This is a genomic window from Pseudomonas sp. LBUM1674 (assembly GCF_059695635.1).
Map to the genome: position 1 here is coordinate 2,506,606 of NZ_CP166779.1, position 25,160 is coordinate 2,531,765.

Genomic DNA, 25,160 nt, shown 5'->3' on the forward strand with positions numbered 1-25,160 from the left:
TAAGCGGGTGTCACTCCCCAGTCGTTTCCCATTAATGGCACATTGATGTTGATAAGCCACTGTTTTGTCAGGTGTTAACACTTTGTAAAAACCTGTTACAAATCTGGCGAGCTACTTGCACATCACCCAGCACCCCTTAATGGCTTCGAGGCGGCTGGTGATGGACAGGAAAGCGCGGTTCTCTTTCAAACGGTTCGGCCTCCTGACGCCTTTGAGCGTCCTTCTGACGATGACGCTGGGAACAGCCGGTCTTCGTGCCAGCCCCATCGATGACGAACGACAGCCCGAACCCACCGACCCTTCGGCCTATTACGACGAACCCGCAGACAAACCGGCAGCCCTGAATGCCATCCTGACCATGCCGGAGGCCAACGAAGACGCCTTCGATTTGCCCGACGGCGTCAAGGGCAGCCGCGACACCCCGCTCCAGGAAAACATTCTGCCGCCCAGGGTGCAGACCAGTTTCAATTACCCCACCAACGGCAAGCCCAGCCCGCTGTTCGGCGCTCAGCCGTTCACTCAGCAACTGGTACTGTTCGAAGAATTCGGCCCGGAAAAACTCGACCCCACCACACCGGCGGCCCCCTTGGGTTTCCCTCCGGCGGCCATCGGCCCGGCGCCCCAGCAGGATCCCACCAGTGCGGCGCGCAGTGCGCCCCCCGGCGCGGCACTCGATGCCTTCTTGCGCCAACCGGGGTTGACGCCGTTCCCCAGCCAGTACTCCAACGTGGTCGACCGCAATCCGTGGCAGGCGCAGATCGAGTACTTCCTCAACCGCCACGTCGGCTCTGCCGCCGAAGGCCGTCCGCCAGGGAAGGGTTGGTCGCATCAGCGCTGGAACGAGTTCTACCCGCAAGCGGCCTACAAGACCGTGCAGACCGGTGCACGAACCAACGGCGGCCTGCGCGACAGTCACCAGATGCATGGCTACGCATTGGGTGAGTTCGGCCCCGGTGGTCTCTATCACAACACCGCCGGCGTACCGCTGACCGATGGCACGGCCAAAGGCGTCGATGCGCGCTTTCACCCGAACATGCCGGTACAGAACCACAACTCGGTCTGGACCTTCGACGGCACCTTGCCTCCGAAATTGCTGATGGTGCGTTACGGCCAGCCGGTGCTGATGCGCCATTACAATGGCTTGCCCATCGACCCGTCGGCGAACATGGGCTTCGGCTTGCACACCATCAGTACCCACGAACACAACGGTCACGCACCGGCGGAAAGCGACGGTTACGCCAACGCGTTTTTCTTTCCGGGGCAGTATTACGACTATCGCTGGCCGATTCAGTTGGCCGGTTACGACAGCATCAATACCCGCGCCGAAGACCCGCGTGCGGCCTTCCCGTGTTCGCCCGGGGAAACGCTCTGGGTCAATGACATGAACCCCGGCCGCAAGACGTGCGACCACGGCACCATCAAGATCCGTGGCGACTGGCGCGAAACCATGAGCACCCACTGGTTCCACGATCACATGCTCGATTTCACCGCGCAGAATGTCTACAAGGGCAACGCGGCGATGATGAACTACTACAGCGCCCTGGACCGTGGCAACGAATCGGCGAACGACGGTGTCAACCTGCGCTTCCCCAGCGGCAGCGCCTTGCCGTGGGGCAACCGCGACTACGACGTCAACCTGTTGATCGCCGACAAGGCTTGGGATCAGGGCGGTCAGCTGTGGTTCAACCCGTTCAACACCGATGGCTTTCTCGGTGATCAGATACTGGTGAACTGGCAGTGGAAACCGACCCTGGACGTGCGCGCCCGCAGTTATCGGTTGCGTATCCTCAACGGCTCGGTATCGCGTTACTTCAAGCTGGCCCTCGTGCGCGAGGTCAAGGGCAACGGCGGTGAATTCCCCGGTCCGAAAAATTCCGGGGTCTCCTACAGCCGGGTGCCGTTCCACATGATTGCCAACGACGGCAACATCATGGAACACAGCGTGCCGTTCGACGGCAGCATGGACCTGGACGCCGATGGCAATAAACAGAATCATAATGCGATCCTGCCCACCCAGGGCATCGCCGAACGCTTCGACATCATCGTCAACTTCGCGAAAAACGGGATCAAGCCGGGGGACAAACTGTTCTTCGTCAACCTGCTGGCCCATGACGACGGCAAGGGGCCAAAAGAGCCCATTGCCCTGGGGGATGTGCTTTCGGAAAAATACCTGGCGGTGATCAAGCAAAGCAGCAAAGGCCCGCAGTGGGACAAGGGCGACCCGGCCGTGGGCAAGGTCTTGCAGCTTAACGTCAAGGCCTACACCGGTCAGGACCTGGCCATGGACCCGGCCGCCTATGAGCCGGCCAAACCGGGCAAGGCCGAAGGCAGGGTGATGATCCCACTGAAGATCCATCGCGATAACGTCGCCGACAAGGCGCTGCTGGCCAAGGCCCGTCACCGCACCTTCACTTACGGTCGCTCGGACGGCACCGACAAAGCGCCCTGGACGGTCAAGACCGACGGCGGTTTCGGTTTCCATATGGACCCGCGTCGCCTGAACACCTCGACCCAGTTGGCCAGTGGTCCCACCGATGCCGGTGTCGCCGGTTTAGGCACCCTGGAAGTGTGGAACATCAAGGCCGGCGGCAAGGGCTGGAGCCACCCGGTGCATGTGCACTTCGAGGAGGGGATCATCCTGAGTCGCGGCGGCAAGGCTCCACCGGAATGGGAAAAATGGGCGCGCAAGGACATCTATCGCATCGGCTCGGAAGACGATGGTTTGGACAGCGTCGAGTTCGCCATCAACTTTCGTGAATTCGCCGGGACGTACATGGAGCACTGTCACAACACGCAGCACGAGGACAACTCCATGCTGCTGCGCTGGGACATCGAGAAACCGGGGCAATTGCAGTTGATGCCGACGCCGCTGCCGAGCTGGGATGGCGTGCGTTACGTCAACTCCGCCGCACTGCCGACCTTCCGCACCGGCGATGGCTTCGGCCCGCAAGTGCCGGTCAAGAAATGAATCGGGAGAGCGCCGACATGAACGGGCATACGCCGCGCTCCCGTGCCTTGGGCATGCACCTGGTACTGATGCTGGTCAGCTGTCTGCTGGCGACCCGGTTGCTGATGGCCCACGAGGTGGTCGAGGCGCCGACTGCGGCGGCGACACCCTGGGGCGGCGATTATTTCCCCAATACCCTGCTGACCGACCAGGACGGTCGGCAGGTGCACTTCTTCGATGACCTGATCCGGGACAAGGTGGTGGTGATCAATTTCATCTTCACTGGCTGCAGCGATTCCTGCCCGCTGGAAACCGCGCGCCTGCGTCAGGTGCAAACGTTGCTCGGGGACCGGGTCGGGAAGGACATCTTCTTCTATTCCATCAGCATCGATCCGCTCAGCGACACGCCCGAGGTGCTCAAAGCCTACACACAACGGTTCAAGGTCGGGCCCGGTTGGCAGTTTCTCACCGGCGACTTCGACGCTGTCACCGAGCTGCGGCACAAGCTCGGGTTGTTCATCGAAGGTGTCGACAACGGACGCAGCAAGGACCACAACCTGAGCCTGATCGTCGGCAACCAGACCACGGGCCGCTGGATGAAAGCTTCGCCCTTCGAGAACCCATGGATTCTGGCCGATCAGTTGGCCAATACCTTGCAGAACTGGAAGCAGCCCAGTGTCGAGCAAAGCTACGCCAATGCGCCGCAGCTCCGGCCGCCCAGCAACGGCGAAGAATTGTTTCGCACCCGCTGTGCCTCATGCCACAGCCTCGGCCCGCAGGACGGGCAAGGCATCGGCATGCGCAGCATCGGTCCCGACCTGATCGGCGTCACTCTCCAGCGTGATTCGGCCTGGCTGGCGCGCTGGATTCGCGAGCCGGACCGCATGCTGGCCGAAAAGGATCCGATCGCGATGCAATTGTTTGAGCGCTTCGACCAGATACCGATGCCCAATCTGCGCCTGGATGAGAACGCGGCGCAGTCCATCCTGGCTTTTTTGCAGGAAGAAACCGAACGCCAGCAGCCGGTACAGGCGGCGCAAACGCACTAGCGGCCAAATAATATCAATGGCGCCATCAGTCTCGAACAATGCCACCTACACTGATTCGAAACACGGCTGAAAAGGCTTGATGCAAGCATCCAGGACCCACCCATGCAGATATTCGAACAACAAAATACAGCTGCGTCGTTGCAGGCGCCGGCGACAGAGCGCAAGGGCAGCCGTGGGCCGTTCAATTTGCTGCGCTGGTTCTCCTTCGGCAGCTTTTTCATTATCGCTGCCGTGGCGCTGGGGTTGGGCTATGTTTCCACGCGATTTGTGGTTATCGAGAGTGTCGAACGCGATTCCATGCTGACCGCGCAGTTCATTCAGGCCATGGGTGACGCCGAAATCCGCCATGCTTCGATCAGCCCGAACAGAACCATGGGCGAAATGCTCGATCCGCGCCAGGACCATGCTTATCCCGACGTCGCACCGGCGACCCGAGCCGCCGCGCGCATCGAGTTTCTCGATCATGTGGAGCATCTGCCCGACCTGCTGCTGGCCACGGTGTATGCCCTGGACCGTACCGTCGTCTGGTCGACCAACCCCGAGTTGATCGGCGTGCGCATTGAAGACGATGAAGAGCTCGATGAATCCTTCGCCATGAAGGAGTCGGTGTCCACCAGCTACCACGAGATTGTCGAGGAACGCCCCGAGCAGAGATTGCTGCGCGAGCCTGAATACCTGTTCATCGAGAACTACATCCCGATGTTCAATGCCGACAAAAGCCAAGTGATTGCCATGGTGGAAATCTACAAGGAACCGGTGGATCTGGTGGCGCGCATCCAGCGCGGTTTCAAGGTCATCTGGCTGGCGACCGTGCTGGGCGGCGCAGCGATTTACCTGGCGTTGTTCTGGATAGTGCGGCGTGCGGCCAAGCTGCTCGAGAGCCAGCAGAAACAGCTGATCACCAACGAGACCTTTGTTGCCCTGGGGGAAATGTCCTCGGCGGTGGCTCACAGCCTGCGCAATCCGCTGGCGAACATACGTTCCAGTGCCGAACTGGCCCAGGACATCGCCAGCCAGAGCGCGCAGAAGAACATCGGCGACATCATCAACCAGGTCGATCGCATGTCACGTTGGGTCCGGGAACTGCTGATGTCGTTGCGGCCGGTGAATGACGACGATGAAACAGTGGACCTGGTGCTGGCCATCGACGACACCCGGGGTGCCTTCGACGCGCTGATCAAGCGCTGTGGTGTCGAGGTGCGTTTCACGCCACAGGGTTGTCCGCTGGTTGTCAGTCAGAAGGTATTGCTCACGCAGATTCTCAATAGCCTGTTCGCCAATGCCCTGGAAGCCATGCCCAAGGGCGGCGTGCTCAGTATCGACATCGAATCGCCGCAGCCCGGGCGGGTGTGCATGACCCTGAGCGACACCGGCAAGGGCATGAGCCCGCAGCAACAACAAATGGTGTTCAAGCCGTTTTTCACCACCAAACAAGGCGGGTTGGGCGTAGGCCTGGCCCTGGTCAAACGAATAATGGAGCGTTTCGACGGCTCGGTCGAACTGACCAGCCGGGAGCAGGAAGGAACCCGCGTCAGTCTCAACTTTATAGTGGCAAAGGGAGGGGAATATGGAGCGCAGCATACTGCTGGTCGAGGATGATGAACTCCTCGCCGAGAATATTCAGACCTATCTGGAGCGCAAAGACTTCGAGGTGACAGTCTGCCACTCGGCCGAGGATGCACTGGAGCAATTGAGCACGTTCGTGCCTGATGTGGTGCTCACCGATAATTCGCTGCCGGGCATGAGCGGTCACGACCTGATCCAGAAGCTGCGCATCAGCGCGCCGGACTTGAAAGTGATCATGATGACCGGTTACGGCAACGTCGAAGATGCCGTGACGGCGATGAAAGAGGGCGCGTTCCATTACGTCACCAAGCCGGTGGCCCTGCCGGAGCTCAAGCTGTTGCTGGACAAGGCCCTGGCCACCGAGCGGATGGAACGCACGCTGTCGTTCTACCAGGAACGCGAAGCGCAGAAGTCCGGGGTACAGGCATTGATCGGCGACTCGGCGCCGATGCAGTATCTGAAAAACACCATCGGCCAGTTGCTCGACGCCGAGCGTCGCATGGCCAACACCGATCTGCCGCCCGTACTCGTCGAAGGCGAGACAGGCACCGGCAAGGAACTGGTGGCCCGGGCGCTGCACTTCGACGGGCCGCGCAGCAAAGGCCCGTTCATAGAATTCAACTGCGCGTCGATCCCTTCCAACCTGGTGGAGTCGGAACTGTTCGGTCACGAAAAGGGCGCCTTCACCGACGCCAAGGACCGTCGCGTCGGGCTGGTGGAAGCGGCCGATGGCGGTACGCTGTTCCTCGATGAAATCGGGGAAATGGACCTGTTGCTGCAAGCCAAACTGCTGAAGCTGCTGGAAGACCGGACCATTCGCCGGGTCGGCTCGGTGAAGGAGCGCAAAGTCGATTTGCGGGTGATCAGCGCCACCAACTGCAACCTCGAACAGATGGTCCAGCAGGGCAAGTTCCGCCGCGACCTGTTCTTTCGCTTGCGCATCATCTCGATCAAGGTGCCGCGCCTGTACGCCCGTGGCGAAGACATCCTGGTGCTGGCCCGGCATTTCCTGGCGATCCATGGTAAACGTTATGGCAAGCCGCACCTGCATTTCAGCGACCAGGCCGAAGAGTTGCTGCTCAACTACAGCTGGCCGGGCAACGTGCGCGAGTTGCGCAACATGCTCGAGCAGACCGTGCTGCTGGCCCAGAGCGACACCATTGCCACCCACCAGTTGAACGTGTGCCTGAGCCTGGTGGATGAGCCACTCGCGTACCAGCAGGAACCCCAACACAGCGAACCGCGTCCGGCCTACAACGGCACCGAGTCGATGAACCTGCCGGAAGTGGAGCGCGACATGGTGCGCAAGATGCTCGACAAGACCGACTGGAACGTCACCAAGTCCGCACGGCTGCTGGGCCTGAGCCGCGACATGCTGCGTTACCGGATCGAAAAACTCGGCCTCGCACGCCCGGACAAACGTCAGTGGTAGACCCCGGTCGCCTGTCCCTGGCCGCTGAGGCAGGCGAGCAGGCAGGTGGGGTCGAGCACTTCTTCATTGACGTAGACGCCGCGTTCCGCGTCGTAGGAGCGGATGAACACCCGCACAGTGGCATCCGCGACGGTTGGCAATCTTGAGTCGTAGAACACATGCTGGCTCGCAATCGGAATGAATTCCCTGGGGGCTGTCGGGATGTATGACCGCGGCGGCACGGTGCTCAAGGAGGGAGGAACGGGGTGAGCGAAAGGCTGGTTCTCACCGTAGTAGTTGAACTCGCTGCTGTAGTCGGTGGTGGGGGGCAGGTCGTCCGCATGGGCGGCGGCGGTCAGGCAGAAAGCGAACGCTAGCGTCAGATCGGTTTTGTTCATGGTTGCACCTGCGAAATCGGTAGTCCCGCATTTCCCCAAGGTCATTAACTATAGCTGTCATGGGGGCACGCGTTTGCGATGCCTGGATTACAAGAATCCAACAAACGCCAAATGGGTTTTTTCAAGACGCTGATCTAGACTCGTGCGGTTCAATCAAGACCCGAGTCCTGGAGCGTGCAATGGAAATGCCGACAAAAGAAAACGCCATCGCCAGCAACTGCGATGCCTGGAATGACTCCGCCCGACACCACAAGGACACCCCTGAATGGCAGGCCCTTTCGAGCGCCGTGGGTCATGGGGATTTTTCCTGCCTGGATGAGACCTTGACCGGTTTGCTGGAACAGGTCGGCGTCGATGGCAAGGATGTGGTGCAACTGGGCTGCAATAACGGACGCGAAAGCCTTTCGCTGTTTGCGCTGGGGGCCCGCAGCGTGGTCGGCGTCGACCAGTCCGCGGCCTTTCTCGATCAGGCGCGGGAGCTGGCGTCCCGCTCGCCTCATGCACCTGAATTCATCGAGGCCGACATCCATCGTCTGCCGGGCGAACTTCGCGATCGTTTCGACGTGGCGCTGATCACCATCGGCGTCTTGAACTGGATGCCGGACATTGGCGAATTTTTCCGCCATGTCGCGCAAACCCTCAAGCCTGGCGGCAACCTGGTGGTGTACGAAACCCATCCCTTCCTGGAAATGTTCGACCCCGAGTCAGCTGAACCTTTCCGCCTGGACAGCTCGTACTTTCGCCGCGAACCTTTCGTGCAGGAGCAGCCGATCGTCTATGAAGGCAAAGTCGAACAGCCCTCCGCGGCGTCCTACTGGTTCGTGCACACCCTGGGCGCGATCTTTACCGGCGCCATCGACGCCGGGCTGCGGATCAGTCACTTCAAGGAGTACCCGCATTCCAACCGCGAAGAACTCTATGACCGGTATCAACAGCAGAAGGCGCAGTTGCCGTTGTGTTTTACGTTGGTGGGGGTGAAGGGTTGAGCGTCTGAGCTGAATTATGTGTAGCTGCCACTGACGCTATCGCGAGCAAGCTCGCTCCCACACTGGATCTGCAGCGTACACAAAATTTGTGTTCGACGAAGATCAAATGTGGGAGCGAGCTTGCTCGCGATAGCGGTGGATCAGCTGGCATTGATGTTGACTGTGCCGCCGCCTTCGCGGGCAAGCCCGCTCCCACAGGTATTGTGTCCGTTCACATACTCGGCGAACGACGCGGTCCTGTGGGAGCGGGCTTGCCCGCGAAGAACGATAACGCGGTGCCTCTGCCGTCCGCTATCCTAGGCTCACTGACCTCAACGAGCCTGCCCCCATGCTGTCGGTCCAAGGCGTCTTCAAAAGCTACGCCACTCCCCAGGGTCCATTGCCGGTGCTGCAAGGTGTCGACCTGACCTTGAAGCCCGGCAGCAGCCTGGCGCTGATGGGCGAGTCGGGCAGCGGCAAAAGCACCTTGCTGCACTTGATCGCCGGGTTGGACAAGGTCGATCGCGGCAGCATCATCAGTGGCGGGCATCGCCTGGAACAGATGAGCGAAGGGCAACTGGCGAACTGGCGGCGGACCGAAATCGGCCTGGTGTTCCAGCAGTTCAACCTGATCGGCAGCTTGCGGGTGGAGGATAATCTGGCGTTCCAGGCGCGGCTGGCGGGGCGGCATGATCCGCGTTGGCAGGCGCATCTGGTGCAGCGTCTGGGGTTGGCTGATTTGCTGCGACGTTATCCGGAGCAGTTGTCCGGCGGGCAACAGCAGCGGGTGGCGCTGGGCCGGGCGCTGGCGTCGCAGCCGAAACTGCTGCTGGCCGACGAACCCACCGGCAGCCTCGATGAAGCCACCAGCGACGAGGTGTTGAAGTTGCTGCTGGAACTGCTCGACGACAGCCCCACGACGTTGTTGATGGTCACCCACAGCCCACGGGTCGCGGCGCGACTGGCGGAGAAAGTGGTGCTGCAGGGTGGCCGTCTGGCTGGCGCGGACGAGCGCTGAAGTGCGGATCTTTGGCGAAACCTTGCGGGCGCTGCTCAGCCATTGGCGACAGCACCCGGTGCAGTTTTTCAGTGTGTTGACCGGGCTCTGGCTCGCCACCAGTCTGCTGGCCGGCGTGCAGGCGCTGAACAGCCAGGCGCGGGACAGCTATGCCCGGGCCAGCCAGTTGATCGGCGGCGAACCCCAGGCCAGCCTCAGTACCCCCAGCGGCGCGACCTTCTCTCAGCAAGTGTTTGTCGACCTGCGCCGTGCAGGCTGGCCGGTGTCACCGGTGCTACAGGGCCGGCTGACACTCAAGGGCCATGAAGACCAGCGTTTGCAGCTGATGGGCATCGAGCCGGTGTCGCTGCCGGCCGGTTCCGCGGTGGCCGGGCAGGCACTGGCGATCGAGCAGATCGTCGAGTTTTTCAGTCCGCCGGGCAGGACCTGGATTTCGCCGCAGACCTTACAGGCACTGGGCTTGCACGAGGGAGACCAGCCGTCGAGCCTGAGCGGTGAGGTACTGCCGCCCCTGCGGGTTGAAACCGATATGGCCCCCGGTGTATTGCTGGTGGACATCGGCTTCGCCCAGCAGGTCCTTGGTCTGCCGGATCAGCTGTCGCGCCTGCTGTTGCCCAAGGACTTCAGCGCGACTCTGCCGGATCGGTTCAAGGGACAGTTGCAGCTCAAGAGCAGCGGCGAAGAGAACAATCTCGCGCGCCTGACCGAGAGCTTTCACCTGAACCTCGATGCCCTGGGGTTTCTGTCATTCGTGGTCGGCTTGTTCATCGTTCACGCCGCCATCGGCCTGGCGTTGGAGCAGCGCCGAGGCTTGTTGCGAACCTTGCGCGCCTGCGGTGTCAGTGCCCGGATGTTGATTGCGTGCCTGAGCGTCGAACTGGGTGGACTGGCACTGATTGGCGGCCTCGCTGGAGTGGCCAGCGGCTACTTGCTGGCCAGCGTGCTGCTGCCGGATGTCGCCGCCAGTCTGCGCGGGTTGTATGGCGCCGAAGTGGCGGGACAGTTGAGCCTCAGTCCGTGGTGGTGGCTCAGCGGCGTGGGCCTGAGTCTGCTCGGTGCCTTGCTGGCAGGTGCCAACAGTCTGTGGCGGGCGGCGCGACTGCCGTTGCTGGCCCTCGCCGATCCGCAGGCCTGGCATCAGGCCCACGCGCGCTGGTTGCGACGTCAGGGTTGGGTGGCCGGGACTGCCGCTGTGATTGCGCTGCTGGCGTTGCTGCGGGGCGACAGCCTGGCCAGTGGTTTCGTGCTGATGGCCGCGCTGTTGCTCGGCGCCGCGCTGGCGCTGCCGGTGGTGCTCAATAGCGTGCTGAGCCTGGTGTTGCAGCGCAGTCGATCGGTGCTCGGCCAATGGTTCCTCGCCGATTGCCGACAGCAACTGCCGGCCCTGAGCCTGGCGTTGATGGCGCTGCTGTTGGCCCTGGCGGCCAACATCGGTGCTGGCAGCATGACCGCCGGTTTCCGCCAGACCTTCAGCGACTGGCTCGAACAACGGTTGACCGCCGAGCTCTACCTCAACCCACAAAACCCGGCCCAGGCCAGAGAGCTGCACACTTGGCTCAAACAACAGCCGCAGCTCACGGCGGTGCTGCCCAACTGGCAGGTGTCTGTCCAGGTGCAAGGTTGGCCGGCTGATATCTTTGGCGTGATCGATCACCCGACCTACCGTCAGCACTGGCCGCTGCTGGAGGCCTTGGGCGACAAGCCGTGGGATCGCCTGGCCAGTGACGATGCGCTCATGCTCAGCGAGCAACTGGCCCGGCGGTTGAAGGTGCGCCTTGGCGATCACCTGACGATACCGACACCGGGTGGCCCGTGGTCGCCACAGATCGTCGGGATCTACGCCGACTATGGCAACCCCAAGGGCCACATTCTGGTCAACGCCCACCACCTGCTAGGCGGCTGGCCGCAGTTGACCCCCAACCGCTTCAACCTGCGCCTCGAGCCGCCGTCGATCCCGGCATTCCTGACGGCGCTGCAAGCGCGCTTCAATCTGGATGACAGCCGCATCGTCGATCAGGCGCGGCTCAAGGGCTGGTCCACGCAAGTGTTCGAGCGCACCTTCGCCGCGACCGCTGCGCTCAACAGCCTGACCCTTTGCGTGGCGGGCGTGGCGTTGTTCATCAGCCTGTTGACCCAGAGCCAGAGCCGCCTTGGGCAACTGGCGCCACTGTGGGCGCTGGGTGTGACGCGCCGGCAATTGATGCTGCTTAACCTTGGGCAAACCTGGTTGCTGGCGGTGCTGACGTTGGTGCTGGCGTTGCCATTGGGCATCGCGCTGGCCTGGTGCTTGAATGCGGTGATCAACGTCCAGGCCTTCGGCTGGCGTCTGCCGCTGCAGGTGTTTCCGCTGCAGCTGTTGCAGTTGATGGGGTTGGCGCTGCTCGCGACCTTGCTGGCGTCGGCGTGGCCGCTGTACTCGCTGTATCGCACGCAACCGGCGGATCTGTTGAGGACCTTTGCGCATGAGGATTAAGGTCGGTGTGTTGTTACTGGCGTTGCTCGGCGGGTGCGATCACCCGGCGCCTGTCGAGAAAGGCTTCGCAGGGCTGGGCAATCAGGCTGCCGCGTTCAAGCCGGTAGTGCCTGGCAGAGCCTTCAGTTTCCCGGCGGATCACGGCCCTCACGACGGTTTTCGCATCGAATGGTGGTATGTCACCGCCAACCTCAAGGACGCTCAGGGCAACGAGTTCGGCGCGCAATGGACGTTGTTTCGCAGTGCATTGAACGCTGCGCCCGAGCAAGCTGGCTGGGGCAGCCCGATCATCTGGCTGGGGCATGCTGCGGTGACGTCGGCAACGGTGCACCACGCCGCCGAACGTTACGCCCGGGGTGGCGTCGGTCAGGCCGGGGTGAACCTGAAGCCGTTCAGTGCGTGGATCGACGATTGGCATTTCAGCAGTCAGGCCAGCGCTGACAATCCTCTGGCCGACCTGCAACTCAGCGCCCGGGACAAGGCGTTCAGCTACCAGCTACGGCTGACGTCTACGCGGCCATTGGTGCTGCAGGGCGACCAGGGTTTCAGCCAGAAATCCGAACAGGGCCAGGCGTCCTACTACTACAGCCAACCGTTTTTCCAGGCCAGTGGCACACTCGAAATCGATGGCAAGGCACATCAGGTCAGTGGCCCGGCATGGCTCGATCGCGAGTGGAGCAGCCAGCCGCTGACCGCAAATCAAACGGGCTGGGACTGGTTTTCCCTGCACCTGGACAGCGGCGAACAGGTCATGCTGTACCGCATGCGGCATAAGGACGGCGAGCCGTACCTCACCGGCACCTGGATCGACGCTCAAGGGCAGACGCAGACATTGCACGCCGCCGACATCCTGCTCACACCGCAGGGCACGGCGAACGTCGCCGGCCGTTCCATGCCCGTGCGCTGGTCGATCAAGATTCCCGGCAAGCAACTCGACATCACCCTCAATGCCCTCAACCCCAATGCCTGGATGGATTTGCGCATTCCCTATTGGGAGGGGCCGGTGCAGGTGAGTGGCAGCCATGGCGGGCAGGGGTATCTGGAAATGACCGGTTATTGAGATCAGGGCACTATCCGCACACCAATGACCTCGGCCAGGTCCAGTAACCAGTTGTAGGCGTCCTCGTCATTGACCACATCCAAGCTGCGACCATGCTGGACAAGGGCGGTTGGTCCGATCCTGTCGCCAAACAGCACAACGGCTTCTGCCGTATCGTCCTGCCGTGAAATCCAACGCAGGCCCTGCGCGTCAGGCACGGACGCGTGAATTGCTTCGGCCCATAGGCGCGTTGTCGGGTACATGTTCTTTTCGGTGTCGATAAGCTCATTGCGGGTTATGTTCAGTGACCGCAAGGCTTTGGAGGACAGATCCACCACAGATAGCTCTTCAACGACCAGGACGTTTGAATACATGAACCCGGCGAGCTTTGCTTTTTGGTAATACTTCGGCGGGGGTTCATAGGTCACATCACGGAATACGGTCTCCATACCCGCGCAGTCGAATGTACTGCCACCGTACAGCGTGGGGATTATCTCGCCCAGAGCGTTCCGGATCGGGCTGAATCTCGCATTTCCTTTGTTGGTGCCATTGAAATCCGTCGCCTGGAATTTATTCATGTGAAAGCGATGCAGCACCCGGCCGGCTTCGATGGTCGTCAGGCGTGCCTGAATATGTTCGCCGGGAGCAGGCGGGTGCTTTGGCAGCCTTTCAACCATGAATGACCCCGGCTACTTCGTCCTCAGCCGCTTCCAGCACGCCTTGTGGGTCGGTCTGGAGCAGGTCCTTTGGACGCTTGCCGCCCAAGTAACTGTTGGGCGATGCAAACCAGAAGGCCATTCCCCAACCGTCTTTCATTGAAGCCAGGGTCGAAATCACACTTCCAAGCCTGGCGAAAGGTCGGAAGCCGTGCGCGGGGTCCAACCCGTAGATCGGGAAGTAATCGACCCCTTCATGACGCAGGGCGAAAATCTTGCCACTGAGCTTCCATTTGTTCGGCTGAGAACTGGGGTTGCTCGACTTGAACTGGGCAAGCTCGGCGATTTCGTGCGCGGTAATCCAATCATTGCTGTGGAGGATCTCGGTCTTCGCCTGGACCAGCATCTTTGCTTCGCGCAGAAGGGTGGAGGTGACCGGCTTTTTCGGCACGCACAGGGAGACTATTGTCGAGATAGTTTCCTCCGGGACAGGTTGCAGCTGTAAACGAAAAGCTGTGGTTAGCATTTCGAGGGAGATGATGTACGCCTGCACAGACTCGTGGGTGGCCTTGAGAGTGATGACGACCCTTTCGCTGTCTTCGGATGGAGAGTCGGCCCCCCCGGCAGGTCGGGATTTGTGCCGGATCTCAATCGATTCGACCGTAGTGGTCATGACGATCTCCTGAAAGTTATTGGCGCGACTGGTTTGCGCACATATCCAATCTAACTCTGTGGGGCTGGCCTTAGCAAGCCCGGGCGGGCGAACGGTGCGTAGCGATGCCGATCAACCGCTCCGGGAGTCGCCTGTTTCAGGTTGACCCAATCCCACCGGAACTCCGAACGCCACCCAACCCTCTACCGTACGAACGCCCAAGCTGGAGCCCGTCATGAGCGACGACCTGAAACCGCCTGACCTTGCGTCTTGGCAGCGCCTGTTCGAAGACAAGGCCTACTGGCAGCAGTCCCCCGATGCCCATTACGCCGAGCTGTTGCGCGTGGCCAATGATTTGCTGGGGCAGGGCGCCATCGACCTCGAACAGTGGCAGGCCTTGAAGGTCAAGGCCGATCAATCCCATAAAGACTCACCTGCGGTGAATGTCGCCCAGGAAGTCGACGATCCCGAAGCCTGAGGAGAACCATCATGAACCGCAAAGCGCCAGAGACCACGGAACACCCAGATGAGCCGCGGCCACCCGGAGAAGTCGAACGCGACAACGACGCCCTGCGCCCCACCGATCCGACCCGGCGCAAGGACAGCGGTAAAGGCACCGACAGTGGCGAATCCACCGCGCAGGAAACGGCGAAGACGCCCTGATCAAGGTCAATGCTCGTCCGCACGGACCTGGAAAGGATTGAAGTCCAGAGGAACTGAAGGATGGCTTATTACCAACATACAGACGGTGAAGTGTCAGTATGGAAATTGAGCATTAACTCTATACAATCTTGTACAACTTTTTTGTACAAGATTGGTTAGTGATCGAACTGGTGCGTTTAAGCGGTGCATGTAATGATATTTAGGCTGACATTTAATCAAGATGTTTCTATAAATTTCATGTTGATATATACGGACACATTCTTGAAGTTGCATTAAAATACTTCCCGTTCGCCCAGTGTCAGGGCTCTTTACCAGTGCATGGATTGCCGAGGCCCTACACTGGGCGAACACCTTCACTGAAGCATCATGTTAAAAGTTCCGGCATGAAAAATGGGCGACCGTCATAGTCGCCTATTTTTATTGGGTGATCGATTCTTCTGATTCTATAGATGAACGTATCTCTCACCACGCAAATGGATATTTCATTCATTCGGATAATGCACTGCAAAATATAGAGGCCTGATCATCCTTGTTCGGAATGTTATTCAGAAGTTTTTTCCGCAAGTGCGCTAGAAGTTGCGCGGCATTGTGCAATTTGTGGCACTCAACTGAAGACCTTGGTGCGCAGCATCAAAGACGTTCTTTTACAGCCAGGTCATTGCGCCACCTGGCGCGCATCAAGGCCATGCGCCATCACTCAGTTCTCGCGGGCGACAAGTGAAACAAACTGACACCGTGAAGGGTCCATCACACAGGACCCCCACGCGGTTCAGCCTGCGAAAACCCTGAAATGGAGTGAGAACGACATGAAAATCCTGATGGTGTTAACGTCCCACGATCAATTGGGTGATACCGGCAAGAAAACCGGTTTCTGGCTGGAAGAGTTCGCAGCACCGTATTACGTGTTCAAGGATGCCGGCGCTCAATTGACATTGGCCTCGCCCAAGGGCGGCCAGCCCCCCCTGGATCCGAAAAGCGATGAACCGGATGCGCAAACCGCGGCCACCGAGCGTTTTCGTAAAGATTCCGCCGCCCAGTCCGCGTTGGCGTCTACTGCCTTGTTGAGCAGTGTCAGAGCTGCGGATTACGATGCGGTTTTCTATCCGGGAGGCCATGGCCCCCTGTGGGATTTGGCCGAAGACCCGAATTCGATCGCGCTGATCGAGGCGCTGTACAAGGCCGGTAAACCGGTCGCGGCAGTCTGCCACGCGCCAGGGGTGTTACGTCACGCCAAGGATGCGGATGGCCAGCCGTTGGTCAAAGGCAAGCGCGTGACGGGCTTCACCAACACCGAGGAGGAAGCTGTGCAATTGACGAATGTCGTGCCGTTTCTGGTGGAGGATATGCTCAAGGCCAATGGTGGTGTTTATTCCAAAGGCGCTGATTGGGCGAGCTACGTGGTCAGGGATGGGCTGTTGTTGACGGGTCAGAATCCGGCGTCTTCGGAAGCGGTGGCTGAGGCACTTTTGGCGAAGCTGAAATAAGATCAAAATCAAAAGATCGCAGCCTGCGGCAGCTCCTACATGGGTACGTGGACACCTGTAGGAGCTGCCGCAGGCTGCGATCTTTTGACGGCGTTAACGTTTAACTGTTCATCGCTGTGAAACACTCCTCGATCGAACGCCGCTGTGTCTCGGCATACAACCCCAGCTCATCGATGGTCGGTCGCCCCAGCGCCTTTTCGAATGCCTGCCGGTTCGAATGCACCCCGTAGTGGGTTTGCGCTGCATCGCCCAGGTTCGACTGAAAAATCCCCGCCGCGCTGACCGGCAGGAAATCCTCGTACACCAGCGGTTCAACCCGCAAATAGCCCCCGCTCAGCAGGTCTTCCAGGGTTGAAGATTTCAGCTCGTTCGCCCCCAGGCCTTTTGCCGTGACGAAGTAGCGAAAGTACGCCAGTTCCTGGAGCCGCATGCCTTCATAGGTATCAGGAAACTCGCTGAAGTGCTGCGCCATCAATTCGTTGTAGCGGACCGCGTTGGCCTCGTTGGGGAAGTCGTTGAGCTCGTCCCGGGCAGCATTGAGCAGGCGGTCGTAAAGCGCCCGGCCCTTGGGGGTGAGCGCGACACCACGCTGTTCGATTTCACCGAAGCGGGCACTGTGGCTGCCGCCAGCCCCGGCTTGATCGGTGAAGGCGACAGGTTCGTCCAGGGCCTTGAAACTGGTCTGGCGCAGCAGGATCGGGCACTGACGGCGCGGCGGGCCTTCGATGACCGCTTTGGGCGTGATGCCGTGGGCGGGCATTTGCGCCTGGACAATGTCGATGTCCAGGGTGCGCGGTGTCAGGTGATTGATGTGCGGGCCTTTGAACGCCACCACGTCGGCGATCAGGCGATGCTGGGCGCTGAGTTGCTGGTACTGCTCGGCGGTGACGGTGGCGCTGTGGTGCCAACGGAAGGTTTCCAGGGCCTGTTCGACGAAGTCCTGGGCTTGCTGTTCGGTCAGGCCGCCCTGGCTTTCAGCGCGTTCGATGAGCATCAGCGCTGCCGGGGTGAAAATCGAGCGCTTGTCCAGCACCGACTGGGCGAAGGCTCGCAGTTCCAGGTCTTCGATCAATTCCAGGCGCAGCAGCGAGGTGAACACGCGAAACGGGCTGACCTGCAACGCCGCTTCATGCACGGCACGGAATGCAGTGGAATGTACCGGTACGCCGGCCGGGGTCAGGTCGTAATAACCCACCGGCTGCATGCCCATGACCGCAAACAGCCGGGCGAGGGTGGCGAGTTCAGCGGCGGTGCCGACCCGGATCGCGCCATGCCGCTCCAGGTCCAGCCGTTCGATTTCGCCAGTGCCGTGCAACTGGCGGGCGATCTGCGGATCGCTGTCCAGTACATGGCGGTTGGTCTGTTCCACCAATTCCATCAGCGTGCCATACAACGGCACTTCTTCGCGGTACATGTCGGACATCGCTTTGGAGAAGCGTTGGCGTATCAGGTCAGGGCTGACGAAGTTCGGGTGGCTCATGAAAAAGGATTCCTGGCGCGCAGACGTGAAGGATGAAGGAAAAGATCGCAGCCTTCAGCGGCGCCGACAAACGAAGAATCTTCCGGACTTCATTCTGCCAAGGACTGCTTGCTCAGTGCAGACGTTGGTCCTGGGGGCTTTCCGAGCGATGGGATGCCAAAAACTCCCGATAGACCCGCGCCGTGTGCGAAGGGTCTTCGACCATCGGCAGATGGCCGATACCTTCCAGGATCTCCACCCGCAAATCGTCGATGCCTTTACTCCAGATGGCCACGCTGCTGACATCGATCAAGCGGTCCTTGCGCCCCCACAGCAACAGCGCCGGGCACCTGATGGCGGGGAGTCGCGGTTCCATCGGCGCACTGGCGCGATAATCCCTGAAGATTTCCTCCAGTTCATCGCAGGCCTGTTCGTAGCGCTGGGCAATAGCGTCCAGCACCACACCGGGAACCCATGGCGGTTGGGCCATGGTCATGGCGTAAAAACGCTGGAATTCTTCTTTTGAATGAATCAGGAACGGGTTGTGACCCTTGGCCAGGTGCCGCTCCAGGTCACTGACTTCGGGGGCGGTGACACCGGACGGGTCGATCAGGGCGACTGAGACAATGCGATCCGGATAAGTGGCCGCCAGCCACGCCGCCATGTAGCCACCCATGGAGCTGCCGATCACATGGACCTTTTCGACGCCGCAGACATCGAGCAACTGGATCATCCGCTTGGCCTGCACCGCAATGTCGTAACCGCCGCCCGCCTTGAAACCGGTTTCCCCATGACCGGCAATGTCGGGGATGATCACCCGATAGTTGCCGACAAAGTGCCGGGCAAAGCGCAGCCAGATGTGCTTGTCGGCGCTGAAACCGTGGAGCATCAGCACGCTGCTGGACGCCTCGTACGGTCCGCCTTGCCAGGTCGAGACGGTCATTTCCGTGATCGGCACGACGATCTTGTGCAGGCGATACAACTTGGCTTCTGCCGCCATGTTCAAGTCATACAGCCAGTGCCCGATGGCCGGGTAGCTCAACCAGCTCCAGGCCACGAAAACCGCGATTGCGACAACCAACAAAAGCATCAGCGTCTTCCTTCTATCTGGTCAGGACAGGATGTGATCGGCAGGAGTCAACCATTTCAGTGTAGGTCCGTTCCGCTTAGGGGCGAACTTCGATGTGCGCAGACCCGGTTTTTTTGTAGGAGCAAGCTCGCTCCTACAGATACGACGGCAGTTAGACTGCCAGCCGGTGATGGCTATTTAACGTTGCCCTGATAGACTTCCAGCACATCTGCAACCCCGGTGTGTTCAGGATCCGTTCAGAGGCCCCATGGAAAAAACGGGAGGAAAAGGACTTTCACTGGCCAGGAGGCTCTATACCTCGCGAACCTTGGGTCTTGCCCTTGGGCTGTTGTGTGTGGGCGCGGCGATGTACCCACTCAATCCGGCACCGTGGGTCTGGGTGTTGATGCTGCTCAACGGTATCCTCTGGCCGCATGTGGCCTACCAATGGGCACGTCGGGCGAAGGTGCCCTTCCACGCCGAACACCGCAACATCCTGGTAGATGCCTTTCTCGGCGGTTTCTGGGTCGCCGCCATGCAGTTCAACCCGCTGCCCAGCGCGGCGACGCTGTCGATGATGGCGATGAACAATGTGGCGATCGGGGGCCTGCGTTTCCTGCTGGTGGGAACCGTCGCGCAGGTGATGGGGGTCAGTATCGGCTGGCTGATTTTCACGCCGCTGTTCATCCCGCAGACCAACCCGTTGCAGTTGTATGCCTGTCTGCCCCTGTTAAGTCTCTATCCATTGGCGCTGGGCTGGATCTGTTTCCGTCAGGCCACGACCCTGGGCCGGCACAAACGCGAGTTGCTCGCCCTGAGCCGCACTGACAGCCTCACCGGCCTGCTCAATCACGGTGCCTGGAAGGATCAATTGGAAGTCGAATTCCAGCGCTGCCAACGCCAGCATCAGGGCGGGGCGGTTGCATTGATCGACATTGACCATTTCAAAACGATCAACGACACCTACGGCCATGTCGCCGGGGATATCGTGTTGCGCCAGCTGAGCAAAATGCTTAAACAGAACCTGCGGGCAGCCGACCTCGCCGGGCGTTATGGTGGCGATGAATTCTGTGTGATCCTCCCGGATCTGCCCCTCGCCAGCGCCGCCGCTGCGATGGATGCCCTGCGAGATCGCTTCGCCACGCTGGGCTATGAGCAGAACCCGGCGCTGAAAGTCAGTCTGAGTATCGGCCTGGCTGCCTTCAATCCGGCCCACACCGACGCGACCTTCTGGCTCAATGATGCCGACCAGGCGCTGTATGAAGCCAAAACGTCGGGTCGCAACCGGGTGATCTGCGGCGATGGCAGGCCTCGTCACGAATTGCTCGACCCGGTCTGACGGCCTGCACTGGACCCCCTGTAGGAGCTGGCTTGCCAGCGAAAGCGTTTTACCAGACAACATTTTATTGGCTGACACACCGCCTTCGCTGCGGTGCGGCGATCCGACAAGCCAGCTCCTACAGGGGGTCTGTGGTCATTCAGGTCCGTATGGGTCGCATTCGGTGTAGAGCGTTGCAGCGTAGTCAGGTAGGGTTCCAGCTCCCCCGACACGAAACAAGGACCGATTCATGACGCTCAATCTCCCTCGCTCCCTGCTCGCCACCAGCCTCGGCTTGACCCTCGCGTTCGGTGCTTTTGCCCCCGTTGCGTTCGCCGAACCCCACAAACAGATCCTCGCCGATTCCGAACAGTACAAGGGCGAAGCCTTGAAACTGCTGGAGCGGCTGGTGAACATCGACTCCGGTTCCGGTTATGAACCGGGCCTGACCCAAGTCAGCGACATTGCCATTGACGAGCTGAAAAAACTCGGCGCCACCATCGAACTCGTGCCGAACACCCCGGACAAAAGCAACCATGTGCTCGCGACCCTCAAAGGCACCGGCAAGGCGAAAATCCTGTTGATGGCGCACATGGACACCGTATTCAAGGAAGGCTCCGCGGCCCAGCGACCATTCCACATCAAGGAGGGCCGTGCCTACGGGCCGGGGGTGATGGACGACAAGGGCGGCATCGTCGCCGGCATCTATGCGCTGAAAGTCTTGAAAAACCTCGACTTCAAGGACTACGCCCAGATCACCTTCCTGCTCGACGCCAGCGAAGAAACCGGCTCGGATATCGCCACCGACCTGATCAAGAAAACCGCCAAGGCCCACGACGTGACCCTCAACCTCGAGCCTGGTCGCCCGGCGGATGGCCTGGTGGTGTGGCGCAAAGGCAGTGCCACCGCGGTGGTCGAGGTCAAGGGCAAGGCTGCCCACGCCGGTGTCGCGCCGGAGTTGGGTCGCAACGCCGCGATGGAAGCGGCGCACCAGATTCTGCAACTGGGCAAACTGGGGGATGCGGAAAAGAAAACCACCATCAACTTCACCGTGATCAAGGCCGGCGACCGCACCAACGTGATCCCGGATCAGGCCACGGCCAAGGCCGACGTACGGGCAGCGGTGCCGGAAGAGTTCGACCGGATAGAAAAGGACCTGGCGCGGGTTTCCAAGGACAAACTGATTGCCGAGACTGAAGTCACCACGACGCTTCAACGTGGCTTGCCGCCGATGCCGCAGACGGCGGAATCGGATCGGTTGATGGCCATGGCCCAAGGGATCTACGGCGAAATCGGCCGCAAGTTGACGGAGGAAGGGAGTGGCGGGGCGGCGGATGCCAGCCTCTCGGCCGGTGTGGGGACGCCGACCCTGGATGGATTCGGGATTGTCGGCGGCAATATTCATACGCCAGAGGAATACGCGGAAGTGGAAAGCGTGGCGCCGCGGATTTATCTGTTGTCGCGGATGATTATGGAGTTGGCCAAGAAGTAAGCGAGGCGTGGTCAAGGCCGCGGTTTAGCGGTGTAGCGACTGGCGCCTTCGCGAGCAAGCCCGCTCCCACATTGGATCTTCGTCGTACACAATATTTGTATACGCAGGAGATTCAATGTGGGAGCGGGCTTGCCCGCGAAGGCGTCCTGTCAGTCAATACAGCCATACCTGCCGCACACTGTCACTCCTTGACGCTCATGAACTCCTCCGCCCAACGAATATATTCCTCGGGCTGAGTATAGGTATGCGTCAGCTCGGTGGCGCTCAGGTCCGAGGCCTGGGTGAAGATCTGCCGTTGTTCCCGCAGGCTGTCGTAAGTCGCCTTGATCGCAGCAAAGTACGCACCATGGCCATCGATGGTGACCCGCACTCCCAATTCGGCCAGGCGTTTATCGTCGCGCAGCAGCGGGTTACCGTAGGTGACCAACATCAGCGGCACGCTCAGGTGCTCGGCGATCTGCTCCAGCTGGTCGAAATCCTTCACCCCGACCATGCAAATCCCGTCCGCGCCGGCCTGCTGGTAATGCCGGGTACGGCTGATGATTTCCTGGATCGGCAGGATACCTGCGTTGGTGCGGGCGATGATCGCCATCTCCGGGTCGACCCGGGCTTCCAGCGCCGCGCGAATCTTGCCGACACCTTCGGCGACCGTGATCAGGTCGGTGGATTTGCGGCCGAATTGTGCCGGAAGCAGGGTGTCTTCGATGGTCAGCGCGGCCACGCCGGCGCGCTCGAGTTCGACGATGGTGCGCATCACGTTGAGCGCGTTACCGTAGCCGTGGTCGGCGTCGGCGATGACCGGCAATTGGGCCACGCGGCCGATGCGGGTGGCCTGCTCGGCGAACTCGCTGAGGGTGATCAAGGCAAAATCGGGGGCGCCCAGCACCTGCAACGACGCGACCGAACCGCCGAGGATTCCCACTTCAAAACCCAGGTCAGCGGCAATGCGTGCCGACATCGGGTCGAAGACCGACGCTGTGTGATAACAAGCATTGGATGCGAACAGCTGGCGAAAGTTACGGCGCAAATCTTGATGAGAAAGCCTGGACATATGAGTTCCACCAATGGAATGGACGGGCTTGAGCAAAAGTGTCAACGCCGAAGAAACAAAAGGCTATCACGCGCGAGGGGGAGAAATGATGACGAATTTGCAAGCAATCTGGCAATGACGGCGATTCCTGTGGCCAGGGAGCTTGTGTGGCAAGGGAGCTTTCTGTGGCGAGGGAGCTTGCTCTCGCTCGGCTGCGAAGCGGCCGCAAAGATTTTGGGGCCGCTGCGCGACCCAGCGGGAGCAAGCTCCCTCGCCACGGTGCCAGTGCGTGATCACGCCGCCACCGCCTGCGGTTGTTGATTGCGCAGCGGCACGGCGCGCACCGAGTTGCCGGGTTGCAGTTGCAGGCGTTTGGCGGTGAGGCGGTCGACGATCAGGCTGTTGCCCACCCGCCGTGCGCGAGCGCTGGTGATGCGGCAGTTTTCCAGGCGGCGGTTGTGGATCAGCCATACCGGTGCTTCGTCGTCCGGCGTACCAATGGCCAGCACCAGTGGCTGGCTGTCGCGCACGGTGCGGATTGTCGAAATCGGTGCTTCGATGACCGGGCCGGCATCGAATATGTCGATATAGCCGTTATGGGCAAAGCCTTCGGCGGTGAGGATTTTCAACGCCGGCTCGGTGTTCGGATGGGCTTTGCCGATCACCGCCCGGGCCTGTTCGGTCAGCAGGCAGGTGTAGAGCGGCTGGCGTGGCATCAGCTCGGCGATGAATGATTTGTTGCCCAGCCCGGACAAGTGATCGGCATGGCTGAAATCCATCTTGAAAAAATGCCGGCCCAGACTGTCCCAGAACGGCGAACTACCTTGTTCGTCGGCGCTGCCGCGCAGTTCGGCGATAAGTTTGTCGCCGAACAGGTGCGTAAACTCGGCAACGAACAACAGTCGCCCCAATGACAGCAATCGACCATTGCTGCCCTGGCGTTGATCGGGGCGCAGAAACAGCGAGCAGATTTCCGATTGCCCGGTCATTTCATTGTTCAGGAACAAGGTCGGGATCTGCCGCTGGATACCCAGGTCCGGCGATGAACTGACCGTGAGCCCGACCCGGTAGTTGTACCAGGGCTCACGCAGGCCGACGGCCCCCGTCAGGGCGCTGACTCCCACCACTTGTTGATCGTCATCTTCGAGCACGAACAGGTAATCGGCATCGGCGCGCTCGACCTGCCCGGCGAAGGTGCGTTGGGCCCAGCGCACCCGGTGGGCCAGGCGTTCCTCACTGGCCGGCAGGGTGGTGAACCCGGGGCCGGCCTGCCGCGCGAGCGCGAGCAAGGCGGGCAGGTCGGTGACGCTGACCGGACGGACAATCATGATGCAGTTCCTTCTTCACGCCTGTTCGGACGTTGTCGTTGGGCACGGGGCCGGAGGCTGCTCACAGGGCGATCAGCCGGATCGGGCTGCCTTGCGTTACCTTCAGCGCCGTGCACATCCGGGCATTCAAGGCCACCGGTTGTCCCGGTCTATAGTCCAGGTCGGCGACGATTGCGCGATAGTCCTTGAGTGAATCGTTACTCACCAGATAGCTGCCACGGGCATCGATGGCCAAGCCCGATTGCGCGACACCGGCCTGGCTCTGCGCAATCGAGCGAATGTTCGAGGTGCGCGCATACAGCGTCGGGCCGCCGTCGAACAGGTCGACGTAGCTGTTGGTCGCGAATCCTTCGCGCTCGAGGATATCGAAGGCTTCCTGGCCATCGGGGTGGATGCGGCCGATGCAATCCTGCGCGGCCTGAGGCAGCATCGGCACATAGATCGGGTACTTCGGCATCAGTTCGGCGAGGAAGGTCCGGCTCTTCAGGCCGCAGAGTCGCTCGGCCTCGGCGTAGGGCAAGTCAAAGAAATGCTTGCCCAGCGCATCCCAGAATGGCGACCCGCCTTCATCGTCGCTGAAGCCGACGATCTCGGTGATCACTGCGTCGGCAAAGCGCCGCGAATGAGCGGCAATGAACAACAGCCGCGCCCGTGACAGCAACTCGCAAGCCGGTGTGCGCTCCAGCGCTGCATCGATATGAAAGCCCCGTAGCAAGGTGTGCCCACTGAGGTCGTGGCATAACGACAGCGCGGGTACGCCATGCTCGATGTTCAGCTCCCGCGAGGCGCTGGTGAAGTGCCGGTTGCGCAGGCTGTAGAACGGTTCGCTGAAGCCTGCGGTGGCGAGGATTTCCGAACAGCCCGCCAAACGTCGGGTCGACGGGTCCTCCAGCACGAAGAAGTAGTTCTCCGGGCCATTGCCCTGAACGTCTTTTTCGAATGAGGCGCCAGAGTCGAGAATCCTCCGGCGCAAACGTTCGGTGTCGTCCGGCAAGGACGTGACGCCCACCAGGCTTTCGCGGGCAAGTCGCTGCAACTGGGGCAGATCGGTTAACTCGACTGGGCGTAAGACCAGCATGGATGCACTCCTGTATCAATGGGTTCGGTGGTCGGCACCGGACCTGACTATCACTGTCGGTTTCC

Annotated in this window: 21 protein-coding genes; 13 read left to right on the plus strand and 8 right to left on the minus strand. The window is 60.7% G+C overall.

What is annotated here, in order from left to right; genetic code table 11:
- Positions 1 to 160 precede the first annotated feature (160 nt).
- The 4 genes from ACA067_RS11680 (at position 161) to ACA067_RS11695 (ending at position 6,994) form a co-directional block, all read left to right on the plus strand.
- On the plus strand, positions 161 to 2,968 hold the full coding sequence (locus ACA067_RS11680; RefSeq protein ID WP_497461894.1) for a multicopper oxidase domain-containing protein: 2,808 nt from the start codon (positions 161 to 163) through the stop codon (positions 2,966 to 2,968).
- Positions 2,965 to 3,996, plus strand: a complete 1,032-nt coding sequence (locus tag ACA067_RS11685) for an SCO family protein (protein ID WP_497461895.1) — start codon at positions 2,965 to 2,967, stop codon at positions 3,994 to 3,996. Before ACA067_RS11680 ends, ACA067_RS11685 begins: the two co-directional genes overlap by 4 nt.
- A gap of 102 nt (positions 3,997 to 4,098) precedes the next feature.
- Positions 4,099 to 5,595, plus strand: coding sequence for a sensor histidine kinase (locus ACA067_RS11690; RefSeq protein ID WP_497461896.1), 1,497 nt, complete (start codon positions 4,099 to 4,101; stop codon positions 5,593 to 5,595).
- The gene (locus tag ACA067_RS11695) at positions 5,564 to 6,994 is read left to right on the plus strand and encodes a sigma-54-dependent transcriptional regulator (protein WP_497461897.1); all 1,431 of its coding nucleotides are present in this window, start codon (positions 5,564 to 5,566) and stop codon (positions 6,992 to 6,994) included. Before ACA067_RS11690 ends, ACA067_RS11695 begins: the two co-directional genes overlap by 32 nt.
- On the opposite strand, the gene ACA067_RS11700 is transcribed toward ACA067_RS11695, so the two are convergent.
- A complete protein-coding gene (locus tag ACA067_RS11700; RefSeq protein WP_497461898.1) occupies positions 6,985 to 7,371 on the minus strand; it encodes a hypothetical protein in 387 nt (128 codons plus the stop codon). The genes ACA067_RS11695 and ACA067_RS11700 overlap by 10 nt on opposite strands.
- 179 nt (positions 7,372 to 7,550) lie before the next feature.
- On the opposite strand from ACA067_RS11700, the gene ACA067_RS11705 reads away from it, so the two are divergent.
- The 4 genes from ACA067_RS11705 (at position 7,551) to ACA067_RS11720 (ending at position 12,887) form a co-directional block, all read left to right on the plus strand.
- Positions 7,551 to 8,357 carry a class I SAM-dependent methyltransferase gene (locus ACA067_RS11705; RefSeq protein ID WP_497461899.1) on the plus strand — a complete coding sequence of 269 codons (807 nt, stop codon included), beginning with the start codon at positions 7,551 to 7,553 and terminating at the stop codon, positions 8,355 to 8,357.
- A 328-nt stretch (positions 8,358 to 8,685) separates the two neighbouring features.
- On the plus strand, positions 8,686 to 9,354 hold the full coding sequence (locus ACA067_RS11710) for an ABC transporter ATP-binding protein (protein WP_497461900.1): 669 nt from the start codon (positions 8,686 to 8,688) through the stop codon (positions 9,352 to 9,354).
- Position 9,355: 1 nt separating this feature from the next.
- Entirely contained in the window at positions 9,356 to 11,827 is a 2,472-nt protein-coding gene (locus tag ACA067_RS11715) for an ABC transporter permease (protein WP_497462763.1), read from the plus strand.
- A complete protein-coding gene (locus ACA067_RS11720) occupies positions 11,817 to 12,887 on the plus strand; it encodes a lipocalin-like domain-containing protein (RefSeq protein ID WP_497461901.1) in 1,071 nt (356 codons plus the stop codon). The genes ACA067_RS11715 and ACA067_RS11720 overlap by 11 nt, the downstream gene beginning before the upstream one ends.
- A gap of 2 nt (positions 12,888 to 12,889) precedes the next feature.
- Here the strand turns inward: ACA067_RS11720 and ACA067_RS11725 are convergent, their stop codons facing one another.
- Complete coding sequence (locus tag ACA067_RS11725) at positions 12,890 to 13,543, minus strand: RES family NAD+ phosphorylase (RefSeq protein ID WP_497461902.1); 654 nt, start codon at positions 13,541 to 13,543, stop codon at positions 12,890 to 12,892.
- Complete coding sequence (locus tag ACA067_RS11730) at positions 13,536 to 14,195, minus strand: hypothetical protein (RefSeq protein WP_497461903.1); 660 nt, start codon at positions 14,193 to 14,195, stop codon at positions 13,536 to 13,538. Before ACA067_RS11730 ends, ACA067_RS11725 begins: the two co-directional genes overlap by 8 nt.
- A gap of 214 nt (positions 14,196 to 14,409) precedes the next feature.
- Here ACA067_RS11730 and ACA067_RS11735 point away from each other — a divergent pair, with 214 nt between their 5' ends.
- The 3 genes from ACA067_RS11735 (at position 14,410) to ACA067_RS11745 (ending at position 16,321) form a co-directional block, all read left to right on the plus strand.
- Positions 14,410 to 14,652, plus strand: a complete 243-nt coding sequence (locus ACA067_RS11735; RefSeq protein WP_497461904.1) for a hypothetical protein — start codon at positions 14,410 to 14,412, stop codon at positions 14,650 to 14,652.
- A gap of 11 nt (positions 14,653 to 14,663) precedes the next feature.
- Positions 14,664 to 14,837 carry a hypothetical protein gene (locus tag ACA067_RS11740; RefSeq protein ID WP_497456729.1) on the plus strand — a complete coding sequence of 58 codons (174 nt, stop codon included), beginning with the start codon at positions 14,664 to 14,666 and terminating at the stop codon, positions 14,835 to 14,837.
- An 806-nt stretch (positions 14,838 to 15,643) separates the two neighbouring features.
- Complete coding sequence (locus tag ACA067_RS11745; RefSeq protein ID WP_497461905.1) at positions 15,644 to 16,321, plus strand: type 1 glutamine amidotransferase domain-containing protein; 678 nt, start codon at positions 15,644 to 15,646, stop codon at positions 16,319 to 16,321.
- 100 nt (positions 16,322 to 16,421) lie between these two features.
- On the opposite strand, the gene hglS is transcribed toward ACA067_RS11745, so the two are convergent.
- Positions 16,422 to 17,801, minus strand: coding sequence for a 2-oxoadipate dioxygenase/decarboxylase HglS (hglS, locus tag ACA067_RS11750; RefSeq protein ID WP_497461906.1), 1,380 nt, complete (start codon positions 17,799 to 17,801; stop codon positions 16,422 to 16,424).
- Between the two features lie 112 nt (positions 17,802 to 17,913).
- Entirely contained in the window at positions 17,914 to 18,870 is a 957-nt protein-coding gene (locus ACA067_RS11755; protein WP_497461907.1) for an alpha/beta fold hydrolase, read from the minus strand.
- Positions 18,871 to 19,117: 247 nt separating this feature from the next.
- On the opposite strand from ACA067_RS11755, the gene ACA067_RS11760 reads away from it, so the two are divergent.
- Positions 19,118 to 20,188: a diguanylate cyclase gene (locus tag ACA067_RS11760; RefSeq protein ID WP_497461908.1), complete on the plus strand. Its 1,071-nt coding sequence runs from the start codon at positions 19,118 to 19,120 to the stop codon at positions 20,186 to 20,188.
- Between the two features lie 229 nt (positions 20,189 to 20,417).
- The gene (locus ACA067_RS11765; protein ID WP_497461909.1) at positions 20,418 to 21,659 is read left to right on the plus strand and encodes a M20/M25/M40 family metallo-hydrolase; all 1,242 of its coding nucleotides are present in this window, start codon (positions 20,418 to 20,420) and stop codon (positions 21,657 to 21,659) included.
- A 181-nt stretch (positions 21,660 to 21,840) separates the two neighbouring features.
- Here the strand turns inward: ACA067_RS11765 and ACA067_RS11770 are convergent, their stop codons facing one another.
- The 3 genes from ACA067_RS11770 to ACA067_RS11780 form a co-directional block, all read right to left on the minus strand.
- A complete protein-coding gene (locus ACA067_RS11770) occupies positions 21,841 to 22,710 on the minus strand; it encodes an isocitrate lyase/PEP mutase family protein (RefSeq protein WP_497461910.1) in 870 nt (289 codons plus the stop codon).
- Between the two features lie 272 nt (positions 22,711 to 22,982).
- Positions 22,983 to 24,017: an arginine N-succinyltransferase gene (gene astA, locus ACA067_RS11775; protein ID WP_497461911.1), complete on the minus strand. Its 1,035-nt coding sequence runs from the start codon at positions 24,015 to 24,017 to the stop codon at positions 22,983 to 22,985.
- Between the two features lie 61 nt (positions 24,018 to 24,078).
- A complete protein-coding gene (locus ACA067_RS11780) occupies positions 24,079 to 25,095 on the minus strand; it encodes an arginine N-succinyltransferase (protein ID WP_497461912.1) in 1,017 nt (338 codons plus the stop codon).
- Positions 25,096 to 25,160: the final 65 nt, after the last annotated feature.